Raw genomic sequence first — 17,409 nt, forward strand, 5'->3', positions numbered from 1 at the left:
AATGCAAGTAACGATAGATTTTAATCTTCTCGGCAATATTATCATAACAATCTTAGCTATACTAGCTCTAGTTTTCTTAGTATTAGTACTAGTTAAAGTGAATAAATTGTTAGGAAGCGCTCAAAAAGTTTTAGATAAAAACTCAAATAACATAGATCAAGTAATTGAAAAATTACCTGATTTAACTAACCAAGCACACGATTTAGTAAATAATGTAAATGGCATTGTTACAGATCCTAATCTAAAAATGGCAATAGCAAAAGTAAATGAAACTATGACAAGTGTAAATAGCATAACAGATGATATAAAAGATACCGTCAATTATGTTGGAATAACTGCTGTTGATAGTGTCGATACTTTTGGAGCAGGTGTCGCATCAATTACTGATTATTCATCATTGATAATGGATGTTATCGATATCGTAAGAAACGTAATTGCAGGTTAAGATTTAAGCCATCAAAATTGATGGCTTTTGTGCTGAATGGAGGAGTTATGGGACAACCAACAATTAAAGACGTTGCTAAGCTTGCGGGAGTGTCAATTTCGACAGTCTCAAGAGTAATGAACAATTCAAAACCAGTAAGTCCTGAGGCTAGAAGAAAAGTTGTTGACGCTATTAACAAATTAGACTTTAAACCTAATGAGTTAGCCAGATCTTTAGTAATGAGAAAATCTAATCTAATAGGCGTGATTGTAAAAGACATCGGTATCGAGTATATGGCCCAACTTATTAGAGGTATTGAAGAAATAGGTAGAGTATATAAGTATGATATTATCTTATCATCTTCATATGGAGAGGATAAACAGCTTGAAAACTCTATAGATTTTTTAGCTACTAAACAAGTTGAAGGTTTAGTTATTATAACAGAAGATATATCTACAGAAGTCTTAGTCAAACTTAGGGAAACAAAAATTCCTTTTGTACTTCTAGATAAGTATCATTCTTATAAAAACATAAAAACAGTAAAAATTGATTTTGAATCTGAAGAAAATAGACTAGTACAGTCATTGACTCAACAAGGTCATAAAAAAATATTATTTGTTGCAGATAAGGAACAAAATGTAATAAACGATTCAATGGTAAAAGGTTACGAAAGTGCAGTAGGAGCTGATAATTCTTATATTTTAAGGATTGATGGTATAACAAGCGATGATGGTTATAGAATGGCTGATCAGGCTATAGAATTAATTAAAAAGGAATCTATAACTGCTGTTGCATGCGTAAATGATGAAATAGCTATTGGATTTATGAACTACTGTGTTGATAATGGAATAAAAGTTCCAGATGACCTATCAGTAGTTGGATTTGGAGACAGTAAAATAGCAAGCGTCTATAGACCAAAGCTTACTACAGTTTCAATTCCTTATTACGATATTGGGGCTATATCTATCAGAGCTCTTATAAAAAGGATAAAGCAAGAAGGTGAGATTCTTGTTGATGATTGGGTAATAGATGCTCAAATACATCAAAGAGAATCATCTAAAGTTATAAATTAATTAATTGTTAAAGTCATAAAATAAAGTACAATATGAATATGAAAAACATTTTAGGAGGATTTTAATGGCAGAAAGAATAGTAGTAGTTACAAATGAAACAGGTTTACACGCAAGACCAGCAGCTTCATTAGTACAATTCGTAAAAAACTATCCAGGTGAAGTAACAATTATAAAAGAAGATAAAGAAGCAAACGCAAAGAGTATCTTCAACGTTATGAGCTTAGGCATTGCTAAAGGTACAGAAATTAAACTTGTAGTTGATGGCGATGATGATGAAAAATTCGCTGATGAACTTGTTGAATTTGTAGAAAACTTAGCTGAATAATATAAAATCTATAAAAGGATACTTTCGTAGTATCCTTTTTTTAGAATACGATAAAGGAGAAATAGCATATGACTAAGACATATGAAGGTCTAAAAGCCAGTACAGGCTATGCAATTGGTAATATATATTTATTTACCAGAGAAGAAATTGAAATTGACAAAAGTACTATTAGTGAAGAATTAAAAGCCTCTGAATTTGAAAAGGTTAAGGATGCTATTAATTCATATGTGGAAGAGCTAAGCAATTTAGAAAACCCGACAGAAGCACAAATAAATATAGCAAATGCCCACAAAGAATTACTTCAAGATCCATATTTTTCAGATACAATAGAATCCAAGATAAAAAATGAATTAAAAAATAAAGAACAAGCTCTTGATGAAACCATTAGAGAAATGGTTGAAATAATGAGCGCCTTAGATGATGAATATCTAAAGGAAAGAGCAAGCGATTACCAAGATATTGGATACCAAGTTATGTATAAATTAAAAGGTATAAAACCTAAAGATTTATCTAAGCTTGAAAAACAATCAATAATTATTTCTAAAGAACTAACTCCAAGTGATACAGCTAATATGGATAAAGAAGCAGTGGTAGGTTTTGCAACAGATTTAGGTGGTAAAACAAGTCATACTTCAATAATCGCCCAAACTTTAGACATGCCAGCCTTAGTAGGTATGGGAGATGTTTCTACAAAAGTTGCAGGTGGAGAAAAAGCTATATTAGATGGTAATAAGGGAATTCTTATAGTTGATCCAAGTGATGAAGAGTTGGAAAAATATGAAAGTCTAATTAAAGAACAAGTTGAAAAGAAAGAAAGACTAAAAACTATAAAAGATAAGAAAGCTATCACAAAAGATGGAAAGCATATAGAGGTTTCTGCTAATATCGGAAATATAGAAGATTTGAAACTTGCTATAGAAAATGGTTGTGATGGTGTTGGATTATTTAGAACTGAATTCTTATATATGGAAAATACTAATTTCCCAACTGAAGAAGAACAGTTTGAAGTCTATAAAGAAGCTACTGAAATGCTTGGAGAAAAACCGCTTATAATTAGGACTCTAGACATAGGTGGCGATAAGGGACTTGACTATTTTAAATTCCCTGTTGAAGAAAATCCGTTCTTGGGTTATAGAGCTATTAGACTTTGCTTAGATAAAGAAGATATTTTTAAAACCCAACTAAGGGCTCTAGTTAGAGCTTCTGCATATGGAAATCTAAAGATAATGATTCCATTTGTAGTCAATATAGATGAACTTAAGTCATCAATTGAATTAATTGAAGAAATTAAAAAAGACCTAGATAAAGAAGGTACTTCTTATAATAAAGACCTAGATGTCGGAATAATGGTAGAAACATCTGCATCTATAATCATGGCAGATAAATTTATAAAATATGCTGATTTCTTCTCAATTGGTACTAATGACTTAACCCAATATACCCTAGCAGTAGATAGAGGAAATGAAAATATTGCTCATATGTACTCAAACTATAATCCTGCAGTTTTAAGAGCTATAAAACATGTTATAGATGTATCGCATGAAGCAGGAAAATGGACAGGTATGTGTGGAGCCTTTGCTGGTGATACAGAAGCAACAAAATTACTACTAGGTCTAGGTCTAGATGAGTTTTCTGGATCTTCTGCAAAGATTGCAGAAATTAAAGATACTATATTAAAATCAAGTTTATCTGAAGAAGAAGAATTTGCTAAGAAAGCAATTGATCAAGAACTAACAAGCGATGTAGAAAAGATGGTTATTGAACATAATAAATAAATTGAATTAAATGAAGGTGATTTCTCATGCCTAATGATATAAAAAAGATATTAGGGCACACTAATATTTTTAAAGATATAAACAAAGTTGATTATATAGAACAAATAGGATCTAGTAAATATAAAATTATTATAGATGAAAAAGCATATGTATTTTCTCTATATGATTTAGCTGAGTATGACGATATAAATAACGAAACCTTTGTCAATGAAATTTTAGAAAGTGCTGGTTTAAATCCTCTTGATATCTATGAAAAAGGGATTATGCCTGATATTGAAAGATCGTATAAAATATATGAATTTAGGGATGAGGTAGCCCTTAGGGATGTTCTTCAGAATGCAAATAAAGAGTTTAAAGAAGAACTTGGAGAAAAATTTGGAAAGGCCTTAAAAAGGCTACACTCTTTAAAACCTGATCAAAAGATAGATTGGAAGAAGAAGTTTCTAATAAAATCTAACCAAATATTTTATAAGCATGGTCTTGGAGAGATAAAAGATGATGATTATATTCTAACAGATTTTATAAGTGCGAATAGGCATCTTACTGAAAATACAGCCGTTAATTTGCTTTACAAAGATATTAGTGATAAAAATATTAGAGTATACAATAAAGATAATTTAGATTTAAGAGCAATCAAATCTCTAGAATACGGGGATGGAATAGTAGATTTTATTGAAATAAATAAAATTGCAATTAGTCATCCTGAATTTGCAAAAGCTACCTTATATTCATATCACGATTCTAATAAACCACCAAGAAAATTTTTTAGGCTACTAAGTCTATATCAAGCGACTGCTCTTTTAGAAGATTTAATAAACATTAGAAATAATAAAGAATCAAAATTAAAAGATAAAGAGATAGAAGCAATATTCGCTATGTATGATAATTTTAATAATATAGTCCCAAATTGGGCTGTATAAGATAGGTGCTATTGCAAAAAAGAAATAAATAATATCTATAGCAGAAATTTCTAAAAAAGCTTGCTATAAACGATTAAAGTTTAGCAAAGTAAAATGAAAAATGCTTTTAGTCTATTTATTTATCTTGCAGTAGCGCTTTTTCTTATTATTAATTGAATAATTCTTCAATTTGTGATACGATTTTAGTATAATAAATGGAGTTAGAAATGAAAAAATACTTATTAATTTTATTGGGATCATTTTTGATTGCTAGTGGTCTTTATTTCTTTTTATTAAGTAATGATATAGCTGCAGGTGGTTTATCTGGGTTTGCTCTTGTCATATCAACTGCTTTTCCAGTTCTTAACCTTGGTCTAGTCAACTTAATTTTGAATGTCATAGTTTTGATAGCAGGAGTAATATTTATTAGTTTTGACTTTGCTAAAAGATCACTGATTTCATCGCTATCTGTTTCAGGATTCATAATAATTTTTGAAATGTTTATGCCGGATATTTCTTTGAGTGATGACATAATTATTAATATCATATTTGGATCAATAATAGTATCTTTAGGATTGGGTATAGTTTTTCATCACGAAGCATCTTCTGGTGGAACAGATTTAATAGCAGCAATCCTAAATAGAAAATTCGGGTTGGCCTTACATGCATGTTTATTTATGTCGGATTTTGTAGTTGTGTCACTTTCAGCAGTGATATTTGGCACAGAGAGGGCACTATATGCAACTTTGGCAATAATGATTCAATCTGTTGGCCTTGATTATTTTATACAAGGATTCGGAAGAAAAATTGCAATTGTCGTAATTTCTGAAAAATATGATGAAATTAATAATTGTTTAATTAACAAACATGAAAGAGGAGTAACCATATTAAAGGGAGAAGGTGGATTTTCTCATAGAAATCAGGAAGTTATAATGACTGTTACTAATGTCAGACGATTCCCTTCAATTAAAGACGATATATTAACTATTGATGATAGGGCCTTTATATTTACTTATTCAGTTTCTGAAGTACTAGGTGAGGGCTTTACATTTGATTCACTAACATAGGAGAATAATATAAAACAATTTAAAATAAAAAGATTTACAAAAAATAAAGCATATCTTCAGACCAGAAAGGGAGATGCCGTTATTGATAAAGAACAAGTGAAGGGGTTAAAACAAAACGATTCAGTAGAAGCTTTTCTTTATTACGATTTAAATAATGTACTCAGAGCAACAAGAGGTTTAGCCTACAAAATTGATCATATATATTCTTTAAAAGCAGTAGAAATTGATAAAAAAGGGGTCTACTTCGAAATAAAAGGAGGCCACATATTCTTACCATTTGAGGAAAGAACATATAAAATAATTAAGGATATGACTTATCCAGTAGCTTTTAAGGAAAAAGATGGCTATGTTTTTCTGACAAGCAAAATAAGAGACTTATTATCAACCGACCACAATTTTAAAGAAAATGACACAGTGACAGGAAGAATTTACTCAATAAATAAATCAATAGGTGCTTTTGTAGCTATAGATGAAAAATATGATAGTCTCATAAGGATTAAAGAATTATCAGGGGTCTATATAGAAGGTGAGCTTGTTAAAGCTAGGGTAAAAGAAGTAAAAAGTGATGGCAAAATTGAATTATCCTTAAGAAAACGCGCCTATCTAGAAATTGACAATGATAGCGATAAGATATTAGACTATCTGTATGAAAATAAATATGTCTCACTTTCAGATAAGTCATCACCCGAAAAGATTTACTCATATTTTGCTATGAGCAAGTCTTCATTTAAAAGAGCTATAGGTAGGCTTTATAAAAACAAAGATATAATAATATACAAGGATAGGATTGAACTAAACGAAAGGTAAATATGGATAATAATAACAAATTGTTAGCTGAAGTTAATGGCAAAAAGATATATGAGCAAGACGTTTATAACTTCATGGCTAATATCGAACAAAATCAAAGATTTCAAAATGAAGAAGGCATCAAAATTTTAACTGACGAAATGGTTAATCAGGAAATACTATTAGTCGATGCTTATGAAAACAAATTTGAAGAAGATGAAGAATTTAAAAAAGAATTGAACTTAGTAAAAGATAATATGTTAAAAAACTATGCTATGCACAAAATTTTTAGTGATATTAGTGTAGATGAAGAAGAAGTCAAAAAATACTATGAAGATAATAAAAAATTATTTTCTCCCAAAAAGCTATACCAAGCAAGTCATATTTTGATTGATTCTGAGGATAAGGCCAACGACATCTATAGTGAAATCGTAGAAGGTCTTGATTTTAAAGAAGCTGCTAAAAAGTATTCAAAAGATCCTTCAGCAGCTAGTGGTGGCTCATTAGGAAAATTTCCTGAGGGAGTTATGGTTAAGGAATTTCAAGATGGTCTTGATTCATTAGAAGTAGGTGAGATTTCTAAGCCAGTTAAATCTCAATTTGGATATCATATTATAAAACTTGAAGATTTAGAAAATGAAAAAGAAAAATCTTTTGATGAATTAAAAGACCAAGTTTATCAAACATATACTATGATGAAAAGACAAGAAAAATACCTCGAGAAAATAGCAGACCTTGCGAAAAAAGTTGAGGTAAAAAAATATTACTAGGAAGTTCTTATGGGAAACGAAAGTGGAAATTCTAATTTAAAAAATTATATAGATCAATTAAAGGTTGAGATTAAAAACAAAGAAGAACTTCCAAACGTCGTAGATGCAATAATAAAAACGGCTACTGAAAAATTTTGCTCTATTGAAAAAATTGAGGATTCTTATTATATAAAAAAAGGGAATAATCCTCTCGTATTATTGCATCTAAATATAGATAGTTTATCAAAGGTATATTTTGATATTTTTGATGTCGATGATGAGGAATCAATAGTTAGCAAGTCTAATATCAATATAATTACCTCCGCTATATTAATTAATTATTTGCTAATGTATTCAGATGAATCTTTTGATGTCTTAATTACAAAGAATAATATTCAAGATAAGACGTCAGATTATTCTTTGATTAGGAGGTACTTAAGGTGTGATAATATTATAAACCTTAATTTGAGACAGGATGATTGCTTAGCAGATGAATTTTCATCTTTAATTTTATCGGTAATTAAGGTTCCTATAAAAAGATTTAGACCAAGCTATGGATTTATAAGTTATAGATTATCTATAAGTAAGCTCATTGGCGGTAGATCGGGAGAAAACATTAATAAGCTTAGACTTAATTCTATAAAGCTCATTATGAGTATTCTTAGGAAGATGAAGGCGAAAGTTGATCTTGAGATGGTCTCTATATCGGCGGGAGATAGGTATGATAATATCCCATCATATGCAGATATAGATTTTATTATAAATTCTGACTATGAAAATGAGCTGGAAAATATCTTTGATATAATAAAAAATGAAGTTATAGAAAAAAATTTAAGATATGAACCAGATATGCATATAGAGTGTCAAAAAATTGATGATAAAAATATCGATCCTATTACAACAGAATCTTTTAATCATTTAGCTTCATTAATTGAACTATTACCATCAGGAACTTTTGCTGTAAATAGTATAGATAATCAAACTATATCATCATCAAACTTAGCTACAACTAAATCTTTGAGGCATTCAATAAATATTATTTTGGTATTGAGATCACTTACAGAAGAAAGTATGAATCAGATGCTTGAAAAAACAATTTTAGCCACTAAGATATCAGGATCGAAGTTTAATGAAAAATTGTTAATACCAAGATGGAAAAACTCTAATCACGAACTTAGAGATTGTTTTAAAGAGTCTTACAATGAGCTTTTTGATCAATCATTAGAAGTTGTTAAGACTCAGTATTCGTTAGATTCAAGCATGATATTTGACAAAGTGAATGTGAACATTGTCTCATTAGGGGTAAAATATAAACAAGATGATGAATGTTTTCATAGTCGTATTAATGATATAGAAAAAATCATAGACTTAATTGGAAAAGTGTTATCTAATATGAGAAAAAGTAAGGAGAATGTATGACTGAGGTATTGAATCTTCATGGTCATGAAGTAATCTTTAATAAGAACAAGGGTAAAGCAGTAATTGAAATCGATTTAGGCGATTCTACTGATGAGTGTCTTTTAATAGATATTTTTAGCGTAGATCAAAAAGAATATATAGCTTTATTGTCAGGAGAATCTTCAGATATCTATATATTTAATTATACTGATATATATGATAGCGAGGATATTGATTTATCAATGATTGAAGATGATGATGAAATGGATGAGGTTTATCATTTATTCTCACATTATTGGACAGATGAAATGATTGATGATTTGATTGATGAATATAATGAGGAAATTAACCAAGAAGACGAAGAAAACTAATGGCGAACATTCCTTATTATTCAGTTAGTACTTATTATAAGGATACCTATGGACAAAAAGTATATAAGCTTCCAATTAAGTTATCCTTAACTTGTCCAAATAGAGATGGTGCATGTGGTTTTGGTGGTTGTATCTATTGCTCCGAAAGTGGAGGTTCTTTTGAAAATTTACCCTCATCCATGACTGTAGATGAGCAACTTGAAAAAAACTACAAGTATATAAAAAATAAGTACAAAGCAAACAAATTTATTGCTTATTTTCAAAACTTTTCAAATACTTATATGAGTATTTTAGTGTTTAAAGATATGATTAAGGCTTGCAAAAAAGATTATATCGTAGGAATATCGATAGCTACTAGAAGTGATTGTATAAGTGAAGATAAGCTAAAATTTTTGAAAAGTTTTCACGATGAAACAGGCATTGATATAACATTTGAGTTAGGCTTACAAACAGCAAATTATAGAACTTTAAAAATATTAAATAGGGGTGAGTCCCTGGCAGATTTCATAAGTGCCTGTAAACTGATAGATAAGTACAAATTTAGGATATCAACTCATGTGATTTTGGCAATGCCTTGGGATGATATAGATGATACTATAGAAACTGCCAGAATTTTAAATGCTTTAAATGTTAAAGAAGTAAAAATTCATTCACTTTTTATTATCAAGAATACGAAATTGGCTAAGATGTATGAAAATAATGAAATAAATTTGAAAACAAAAGAAGAATATCAAAAAAACGTAGTTGAGTTTTTAAGATATATTAGCCCTGATTGTGCTATAGCAAGGCTTGTTGGTAGAGCACCTAAAGAAGACTCTATATTTTGTAACTGGGATAGGTCTCGGTGGTTAATAAGAGATGAGATCGTTACTTACATGCAAGATAACAATATTAATCAGGGCGATAAAAGCCAAAAAGAAATTTATAGAAAAATCAAGGAGGAAAATTATGATTTATTTAGTAGTAGGACAACAAGGAATAGGTAAGACAAAATATCTAGTTGAAGAAGCAAACTTAGAAAAAGAAAAAGGTAATTCAAATATAGTATTTGTTGATACTGAAGACAACCAAGTTAGAATACTTGATCATAAAATAAGACTAATTAATGCTAAATCTTACAAGATTAGATCAGTTGATTCTTTAGTTGGATTTATATCAGGTATTTTAGCAAGAGACTATGATATTGGAAAAATTTATATCGATGGTATATATGATATAGTTGATATTAATAATGATAACATTAACGATCTAATTGAAAGATTAAGTAGTCTTTCAGAATATTCTAAATCAGATATTTATCTAGGACTAGATTGGAAAAAAGAAGACGTTCCTCAAGCAGGCCAATCAGAAATCATTGAATTGAAATTAGAGGATTAATTTAGACCGTCTCTTTGAGACGGTTTTTTATTATGTTATTAGAAAAAAACAAATTAGATTTATTTGAAAATTGGAGATTAGACTCAATAGGTTTATTGACAGAAGAAAAAATTGATAAAGACGAGTTTTTAGATAGGAATTATGAATTTATAGTAAAATTAGGTTTAAAGCCTTTTTCTAATATAGTATCACTAGAAGAAGCCGTATATAATTATCAGTACTATAATATAATGGCTAAAATAGCCAACTCCAAGGCTTTTAAATGTCAAAATTCAACTAAAAAGAAAAAAGTATATTCAAAGTTAATTAATGATAGAGAAAATTATTATTATCTCAAAGATCTGGCTACATGTGCTCTACTAGAAATAGTAGGTTATGAAAATATAGATTCTTATTTTATTAATTTAAAATCCAAGAGACTAACAGGTCAAATTTTTGAGATTTCAGTTAAGTGCTGTAAGAATTTAATCCTCCATTCAAAAAGTAAAAAAATACTAGAAGAACTTAGGCGTAATAATGCCTTTGATGAAGAAATTAGGGAATCTTTAATAGATTCCTATGTAAATAAGAGTTATTAGTATGATAGAAATTATTATTAGTAAAAATCAAGGCAATCAAAGGTTTGACAGGTTTTTAAGAAAATATTTTGAAAATGCTCCTTTATCGGTTATATCTAAAAATATTAGAAAGAGAAATTTCAAAATAAATGGCAAAAGAGCGAAGAATAATGATTTTGTATATGAAGGCGATAAGGTTTTAATGTACATTAGCGATGAAAATTATAAAAAATGGCTAAGTAAAACCGATTTTATACCTCAAGATTTTAATTTAGATATAATTTATGAGGATGATAATATAGTGGTTATGGATAAAGAAGCAGGACAATTGACTCACTCTGCTTCTAAGAAAGATTATGGAAATAATCTTGTTGATAATATGCTATCATATCTTTACAAGACAAAATCATTTGATATGTCCGATAAAACATTTAAACCAGCGGTTGTTAATAGACTTGATAGAAATACTGCTGGTCTAGTAATTGGAGCGAAGAATTCAAATGCTTTGAGATTATTAAACAAAGCTATTAAAGAAAATAAATTAGATAAATACTATCTAACAATAGTGGCTGGTGAAGTTAATAAAGATTTTAAAATTGATACAAAAATTTCTAAAAATGAAGATAAAAATAAGGTTAAAAAGTCTTCAGAAGGAAAGGAAATACTTACATATTTTAAGCCGATAAAGTCTAATGGTACTTACTCTCTTCTTGAATGTAAATTAATTACAGGAAGAACTCATCAAATTAGGTTTTCACTTAAAGAAAATAATACACCTATAATTGGAGATCGTAAATATGGAAATCCATCTGTAAATAAGATTTTAAAAGAGAGGTTAAATATAAATAATCAAATTTTATTAGCTTATAAAATAGTATTTCCTAAGATAAAAGGTTTAGAATATTTAGAAGGTTTAGAAGTTGTTTCAAAAAAATATCAAGATATAAAAAAATTATCAGAAAAAATTATGACAATGTGAGGAGAATTATGACAAAAGTAATAGGAATAGATATCGGTGGAACAAAGATAAATACATGCCTTGTTAACGAAGAAGGGATTATTTTAGACATGTATACTACAGATACCCAAGCATCTGAAGGCAGAGAAGTTGTTCTAAATAATATAAAAAAATCAATTTTTGCTATAGACTATAAGCAAGCTAGTGCAATAGGAATTGGCACGCCAGGATTTATTGATTCTGAAAATGGTATCGTAACATTTGCTGGAAATATAACTGGTTGGACAGGTCTTAATCTAAAATCAGCTATAGAAGAATTTGTAGATATACCGGTATTTGTAGAAAACGATGCAAATATTGCCTTGATTGCAGAAAAATGGATTGGTTCGTGTCAATCCTATGATAATGTCGTAATGATTACCTTAGGTACTGGTTTAGGAGGAGCTATTTATACAAAAGAAGGTGGACTACTCTCAGGAGCTCATTTCCAAGGGGCAGAACTAGGCCATATTATGCTTCATCCAGGTGGAAATTACTGTACATGCGGACAATATGGATGTGCAGAAAGTTATTGTGCAGGACCTGCTATAAGTGAGGATTATTTCAGACTTACAGGAAAAAGATTAGATGGTAAAGAGATTTTTTCAAGAATTGAGACGGATGATAAAGCTATGGAAGTTCTTAAAAACTATCAATCAAATCTCGCATATCTGTTAACCTCCTTAAGAAATATTTTTGACCCTGATGCAATAGTAATTGGTGGAGGAATCATCCACTCCAAAGATATTTGGTGGGATGGTATGATAGAGAATTTCAAAAATTACTGCAATAAGCCTTACAACATTGAAATACTCCCAGCTAAGTTTTTAAATGATGCTGGTGTAATTGGTGCAGCAAAAATTGCCTTTGAAAGGATGACAAATGAATAATAAGATACTAATTCTAGATGATGAAGATCCTATTAGACAATTTATGAAAATAAACCTTGATTACCAAGGTTATCAAACTATCGAAGCTTCAAGCGGTGAAGAAGCCTTAAGGTTAGTGGACGAAGAACAACCAGCTGTAGCTATACTAGATATAATGTTACCTGGTATAAGTGGTCTTGAAGTATGTGAAAAAATCAGAGATAAATATCCAATGACTGGAATAATAATGGTATCAGCTAAAAGTCAAGATATAGATAAAATACTTGGCTTAGAAAAGGGAGCAGATGATTATATTATAAAACCTTTTAATCCTCAAGAGCTAATCCTTAGAGTGAAATCCTTAATGAGAAGGGTAAATTTAAATCCAGTTTCAACTGGAAACGAAGATGTCAAAAGTTTAAAGGATGGTCCATTTACTCTTGATATATATTCTAAAACATTTTACAAAGATGACATTGAAATAGATGTTACTCCGACAGAATTTACTATTTTAGAATATTTTATTAAAAATAAAGGAAAAGCAATGACCAGGGATGAAATAATGAAAGAAACCTGGGGGGATAATTACAGCAATGACACTAAAATTGTAGATGTTAATATTAGAAGAATAAGAGCAAAAATAGAAGAAAACCCTGCTAAGCCAGAATATATTGAGACTGTTTGGGGCACTGGATATAGATGGAAATAGGAAGAAAATTAAAATCAACTAAAGATACAACCAAAGATCTAATTGAATCAAAAAGTATTAAATATACTTTCATAAAGATAATCATGCTTTTTGTCTTAACAACTGTAATAGGATTTGAAATATTTGCCTATAATTCGGTAAAGAATTTTTACGAGTCTTCATTGATTTCATCTATGAAAAATCAAGCTAGGATAAGTCAATTGCAGTATTCATCTTATATGTCAAGATACGATCTTGAGGAAGTAATCATAGGTGATAAAAATCTATTTTATAGACAAAATGACTGCCAAGTACAAATACTAGATAATTCAGGAGTAGTACTATTTGATTCTATAGCATCGTCAATGATTGGCAAAGTTATTGAAAATGAAGACGTAATCGAGGCTAAGGAAGGGTCAACTGGTACTTTTAAAGGGGTAAATGTAGACTCAAAAGAGCAAGTTTTATCTGTTTCTTATCCGCTAAAGGCATCAGATCAGCAAGTAGGCATCCTAAGACTAACAAGTACCATGAATAAAGTAAATAGGCAAATAAATCAGGATATATTGTTTTATTTCTTATTCGGAGTATTCATCAGTGCAGCAGCTTTATTATTGTCATTTTTAGCTGCTAATAGCTTTGTTAAGCCTTTAAAGAAATTAATAGGTGTCTCAGAAGTTTTGGCTCAGGGTGATTACTCTATAAAGGCTGATGATTCTAGTAAAGATGAAATTGGTGAATTAGCCCAAACCCTAAATCTATTAAGTGAAAATATAGTAAAAAGAGAGGATATGAAAAATGAATTTATATCCTCAGTCTCTCACGAACTTAGAACACCTTTAACTTCTATCAAGGGTTGGGCAGTTACCTTACAATCTGAAACTATTCAGAAAGATGCAGACATGGTAAGTCAAGGACTTAAAATTATCGAATCAGAGGGAGATAGGCTTTCAATGATGGTTGAAGATTTATTAGATTTTTCAAGATTATCTTCAAGTAATTTTAAGTATGACAAAGAGAAGATAGACATAGTAGAATTAGTAAAACAAGTCCACACTCAACTATACCCAAGGACACAATCTGAAGGCATTAAATTTACGTTTACCAGTATATACAAGGTCTTATTTGTATACGCTGATAAGAATAGAATGAAAGAAGTTTTTATAAATATAATTGATAATGCTATTAAATTTACAGATTTAGCAGGAAATATTGATATAGTTATCGACCTTAATGGTGATGAAATTGAAATTAGCATAAAAGATGATGGTGAAGGAATCAAGGAAGATGAAATAGCCTTTGTAGCTAGTAAGTTCTTTAAGGGATCCTCATCAAAGTCCCAAACAGGTTTAGGACTTTCAATTTGTGAAGAAATTGTTAAGGCGCATGATGGTAGATTAATTATTAAGTCTAAATATGGAGTGGGTACTGTTGTAACTGTTGTACTACCGAGGGCAGAAGATGAAAAGAATATTTAAATTTTTATTATTAAGTCTAAGTATGATTTTGCTAAGTTCATGTATAAATTCCAATAAAAATGACCTTTCAGATTTGATTCAAACTCCAAAACAGGATTCACCAATTATTGAAGGAACTTGGCAGGTAGTGGAAATTGCTGGTGAAATATCTGATGATAGTTCGGGAAAAATCAATTTGGGTGATAATTTATATATCAACAAAAACTTAGTTGCTATAAATGGTTCTTATGCTTTTCCACCTAGTTTTAGTTCTAAATTCGTAAAATTATCAGATTATTTTAAAAATAGGGGGATACAAACTAGGCCAGAATTTAAAGATAGGAATGTAATAGTTATAAATGCATCCCAGGGTCAATTATTCTCAAGAGATTTAATAATTACTGATAAAAATAATTTATTTATGATAAAAGATGAAAATCTAATCTCATTAAAGAAAATATCAGATAAAGTAGACTCTAAAGTAGTCGATTCTTACGCTAAATTGGCTTCTAAAGAACGAACCACAACTGAGACAGGGGAAGATATAGCTGAAGATTTATCCTTGCTTCTAGGAGTAAGAGAAAGGATAGATCCAGAAAGTGATAAACCATTATATAAGTATTACACTTATTTAATAAGAGTAGAACCAGATGAAACAATAAAATACATGAAGTGTGAGGATATTTTTATCAAAAACCAAGATGAATATTGGACAGTAAGCTCTGATATAAATAATTTTACTGATTTATACGATGAGATAAAATCTTATCCTATTAAGTTAGAAAAAAACGAAAATGTTGATGATGTTTTAAAGAAATATACTTTTAAAGATATAAACTTTAATACACGATTAAATTTTGTATCTAAAGATTTCATATCAATTGATTATACTGATAAAAATAACGAAAACCCAATCAGAAAATACGCACTAATGGAAACTGATAACATATCGACGAAGCAGTTTATATCTCTTGAAGAATTTACTGGAGAGGAACAAAGTGATCAGATATTTAGGGAGAAAGTAAAAGAAGAGCTTAAAAAGGCAATCCCTAATGCTAATCCAGAAAAATTTGCATTTGATAATACAAACTTTGGTATAATCAGAAATCAGGGATACTGGGCTTTCCAATCATCAATATTTGCAGGCAAAGGCGATAGCTTTATTCAAAACTTTTTCAATGTGGATATTGCAATTGGAGACTCACTACTTAATCCTACAAATGCTATTATTACAAGAGATCAAGTGTATAATATAAATACACAATTTAAGGACTATGTGGTATTAGCTAATCAAAGGTATATTGCTATTCAAACACCAGATGAAATTTTAATTCACAGGATTAAAGATGGATTAATAGAAAAATCACCAGTATATGCAATTGCAACAAGGATGCCAGCCACAATCATTAGCATTGACCAATACTTAGGTTCAAATGCTCTAGATTTGGAAGAAGCTTTTACTAAATATAACTTAATTATAGAAAAATAAATTTTGACTTAAACTAATGATATTTGTTATCATGTTAATAGGAGATTATATGGAACTATTATTTGCAAGCAATAATGCTAATAAATTAGAGCAAGTTAAATTATTGCTAGATCATGAAAATGTCCTTCTACCAAAAGATATAGGAATCTTGGACTTTAATGTAGTAGAAGATGGAAACACTCTTAGAGAAAATGCTTATAAAAAAGCATACGCTCTTTTTAAGCTATCCGGAAAGAAAGTTTTTTCTGATGATACGGGTCTTTTTGTAAAAAGCTTAGATGGAAGGCCAGGTCTTTACTCTCATAGATATGCTGGAAATGATGCTAGTGATAAGGATAATAGAGATAAGCTTTTATCCGAGCTAGAAAATAACGCCGATAGACAAGCTTACTTTTTAACAGTCGTTTGTTTCATAGATGAAAATGGCAGAGACTATTATTTTGAAGGTAGGCTTGATGGAAGAATTGCCGATAAAGAATATGGGACAGGTGGTTTTGGATATGATAAAATATTTTATGTCGATGAATATTCAAAAACTCTTGGACAAATGGATATAGAATTTAAAAATACAATAAGTCATAGGGCAAAGGCAGTGCTAGCATTTAAGAAGTTCTTGGTTGATAATTATGAAAATATTAATTACTAGTGATAGTCATGGAAATTATAATAAAATTTCAGATTTTATACTAGAAAGTGGAGATATTGATCTTATGCTACATGCAGGAGATGGTGTAGAAGATTGCAAATATATTTCTTATGAAACTGGTATAAAATACTATGTAGTTAAAGGGAATAATGATTTTTTTGCAAATGAAGCTTATACAAAAATTCTAGATTTAGATGGTGTTAAAATTCTTTTAACACATGGGCATAAGTATGGAGTAGATTTCTCTCTCGATGGACTTATGAGAAAAGCTGTTGATAATTCTTGTGATGTAGTTATTTTTGGTCATACTCACACATACACACAAGCAAATAAATCGGGTATATTATTTTTAAACCCGGGTTCTGTAAGCCTACCTAGAGATGGAAAAGCAAGCATGATGCTAATGACCCTTGATAATAAAAATATTAATATCGAAAAGATATATGTACAATAAGGAGAAAC

20 protein-coding genes are annotated in these 17,409 nt (G+C 29.7%); all 20 read left to right on the forward strand.

Translation table 11 applies throughout. The features are described 5' to 3' along the window. Position 1 precedes the first annotated feature (1 nt). The 20 genes from C8269_RS02040 to C8269_RS02135 all read left to right on the forward strand — a co-directional run bounded on the left by C8269_RS02040 (position 2) and on the right by C8269_RS02135 (position 17,401). Positions 2 to 445, forward strand: coding sequence for a DUF948 domain-containing protein (locus tag C8269_RS02040; RefSeq protein WP_106460191.1), 444 nt, complete (start codon positions 2 to 4; stop codon positions 443 to 445). Positions 446 to 492: 47 nt separating this feature from the next. Then, complete coding sequence (locus C8269_RS02045) at positions 493 to 1,497, forward strand: LacI family DNA-binding transcriptional regulator (protein WP_106460192.1); 1,005 nt, start codon at positions 493 to 495, stop codon at positions 1,495 to 1,497. A 64-nt stretch (positions 1,498 to 1,561) separates the two neighbouring features. Continuing rightward, on the forward strand, positions 1,562 to 1,822 hold the full coding sequence (locus tag C8269_RS02050) for an HPr family phosphocarrier protein (protein ID WP_106460193.1): 261 nt from the start codon (positions 1,562 to 1,564) through the stop codon (positions 1,820 to 1,822). A gap of 68 nt (positions 1,823 to 1,890) precedes the next feature. After that, on the forward strand, positions 1,891 to 3,597 hold the full coding sequence (gene ptsP, locus C8269_RS02055; RefSeq protein ID WP_106460194.1) for a phosphoenolpyruvate--protein phosphotransferase: 1,707 nt from the start codon (positions 1,891 to 1,893) through the stop codon (positions 3,595 to 3,597). A gap of 26 nt (positions 3,598 to 3,623) precedes the next feature. Further along, positions 3,624 to 4,517, forward strand: coding sequence for a kanamycin kinase (locus C8269_RS02060; RefSeq protein WP_106460195.1), 894 nt, complete (start codon positions 3,624 to 3,626; stop codon positions 4,515 to 4,517). 206 nt (positions 4,518 to 4,723) lie between these two features. After that, complete coding sequence (locus tag C8269_RS02065; RefSeq protein WP_106460196.1) at positions 4,724 to 5,563, forward strand: YitT family protein; 840 nt, start codon at positions 4,724 to 4,726, stop codon at positions 5,561 to 5,563. A gap of 9 nt (positions 5,564 to 5,572) precedes the next feature. Next, entirely contained in the window at positions 5,573 to 6,370 is a 798-nt protein-coding gene (locus C8269_RS02070; protein WP_106460197.1) for a S1-like domain-containing RNA-binding protein, read from the forward strand. Between the two features lie 2 nt (positions 6,371 to 6,372). Beyond that, on the forward strand, positions 6,373 to 7,119 hold the full coding sequence (locus tag C8269_RS02075; protein ID WP_106460198.1) for a peptidylprolyl isomerase: 747 nt from the start codon (positions 6,373 to 6,375) through the stop codon (positions 7,117 to 7,119). A gap of 9 nt (positions 7,120 to 7,128) precedes the next feature. After that, a complete protein-coding gene (locus C8269_RS02080; RefSeq protein ID WP_106460199.1) occupies positions 7,129 to 8,517 on the forward strand; it encodes a hypothetical protein in 1,389 nt (462 codons plus the stop codon). Beyond that, positions 8,514 to 8,867, forward strand: coding sequence for a DUF1292 domain-containing protein (locus C8269_RS02085; RefSeq protein WP_106460200.1), 354 nt, complete (start codon positions 8,514 to 8,516; stop codon positions 8,865 to 8,867). The genes C8269_RS02080 and C8269_RS02085 overlap by 4 nt, the downstream gene beginning before the upstream one ends. Beyond that, on the forward strand, positions 8,867 to 9,853 hold the full coding sequence (locus C8269_RS02090; protein WP_106460201.1) for a TIGR01212 family radical SAM protein: 987 nt from the start codon (positions 8,867 to 8,869) through the stop codon (positions 9,851 to 9,853). The genes C8269_RS02085 and C8269_RS02090 overlap by 1 nt, the downstream gene beginning before the upstream one ends. Continuing rightward, positions 9,816 to 10,244: a hypothetical protein gene (locus tag C8269_RS02095; RefSeq protein WP_106460202.1), complete on the forward strand. Its 429-nt coding sequence runs from the start codon at positions 9,816 to 9,818 to the stop codon at positions 10,242 to 10,244. Before C8269_RS02090 ends, C8269_RS02095 begins: the two co-directional genes overlap by 38 nt. A 32-nt stretch (positions 10,245 to 10,276) precedes the next feature. Beyond that, on the forward strand, positions 10,277 to 10,822 hold the full coding sequence (locus C8269_RS02100) for a DUF6648 family protein (protein ID WP_106460203.1): 546 nt from the start codon (positions 10,277 to 10,279) through the stop codon (positions 10,820 to 10,822). Between the two features lies 1 nt (position 10,823). Continuing rightward, the gene (locus C8269_RS02105) at positions 10,824 to 11,780 is read left to right on the forward strand and encodes an RluA family pseudouridine synthase (RefSeq protein WP_106460204.1); all 957 of its coding nucleotides are present in this window, start codon (positions 10,824 to 10,826) and stop codon (positions 11,778 to 11,780) included. Positions 11,781 to 11,788: 8 nt separating this feature from the next. Further along, positions 11,789 to 12,688, forward strand: a complete 900-nt coding sequence (locus tag C8269_RS02110) for an ROK family protein (protein WP_106460205.1) — start codon at positions 11,789 to 11,791, stop codon at positions 12,686 to 12,688. Then, the gene (locus C8269_RS02115) at positions 12,681 to 13,376 is read left to right on the forward strand and encodes a response regulator transcription factor (RefSeq protein WP_106460206.1); all 696 of its coding nucleotides are present in this window, start codon (positions 12,681 to 12,683) and stop codon (positions 13,374 to 13,376) included. Before C8269_RS02110 ends, C8269_RS02115 begins: the two co-directional genes overlap by 8 nt. After that, positions 13,367 to 14,833, forward strand: coding sequence for a sensor histidine kinase (locus C8269_RS02120; protein ID WP_106460207.1), 1,467 nt, complete (start codon positions 13,367 to 13,369; stop codon positions 14,831 to 14,833). Before C8269_RS02115 ends, C8269_RS02120 begins: the two co-directional genes overlap by 10 nt. After that, positions 14,817 to 16,301: a hypothetical protein gene (locus C8269_RS02125; protein WP_106460208.1), complete on the forward strand. Its 1,485-nt coding sequence runs from the start codon at positions 14,817 to 14,819 to the stop codon at positions 16,299 to 16,301. Before C8269_RS02120 ends, C8269_RS02125 begins: the two co-directional genes overlap by 17 nt. Positions 16,302 to 16,350: 49 nt before the next feature. Next, positions 16,351 to 16,947, forward strand: coding sequence for an RdgB/HAM1 family non-canonical purine NTP pyrophosphatase (gene rdgB, locus C8269_RS02130; protein ID WP_106460209.1), 597 nt, complete (start codon positions 16,351 to 16,353; stop codon positions 16,945 to 16,947). After that, positions 16,928 to 17,401, forward strand: coding sequence for a YfcE family phosphodiesterase (locus C8269_RS02135; RefSeq protein WP_106460210.1), 474 nt, complete (start codon positions 16,928 to 16,930; stop codon positions 17,399 to 17,401). Before rdgB ends, C8269_RS02135 begins: the two co-directional genes overlap by 20 nt. Positions 17,402 to 17,409: the final 8 nt, after the last annotated feature.

The organism is Anaerococcus sp. Marseille-P3915 (assembly GCF_900258475.1).
GTDB classification, from domain to species: Bacteria; Bacillota; Clostridia; order Tissierellales; family Peptoniphilaceae; genus Anaerococcus; species Anaerococcus kampingae.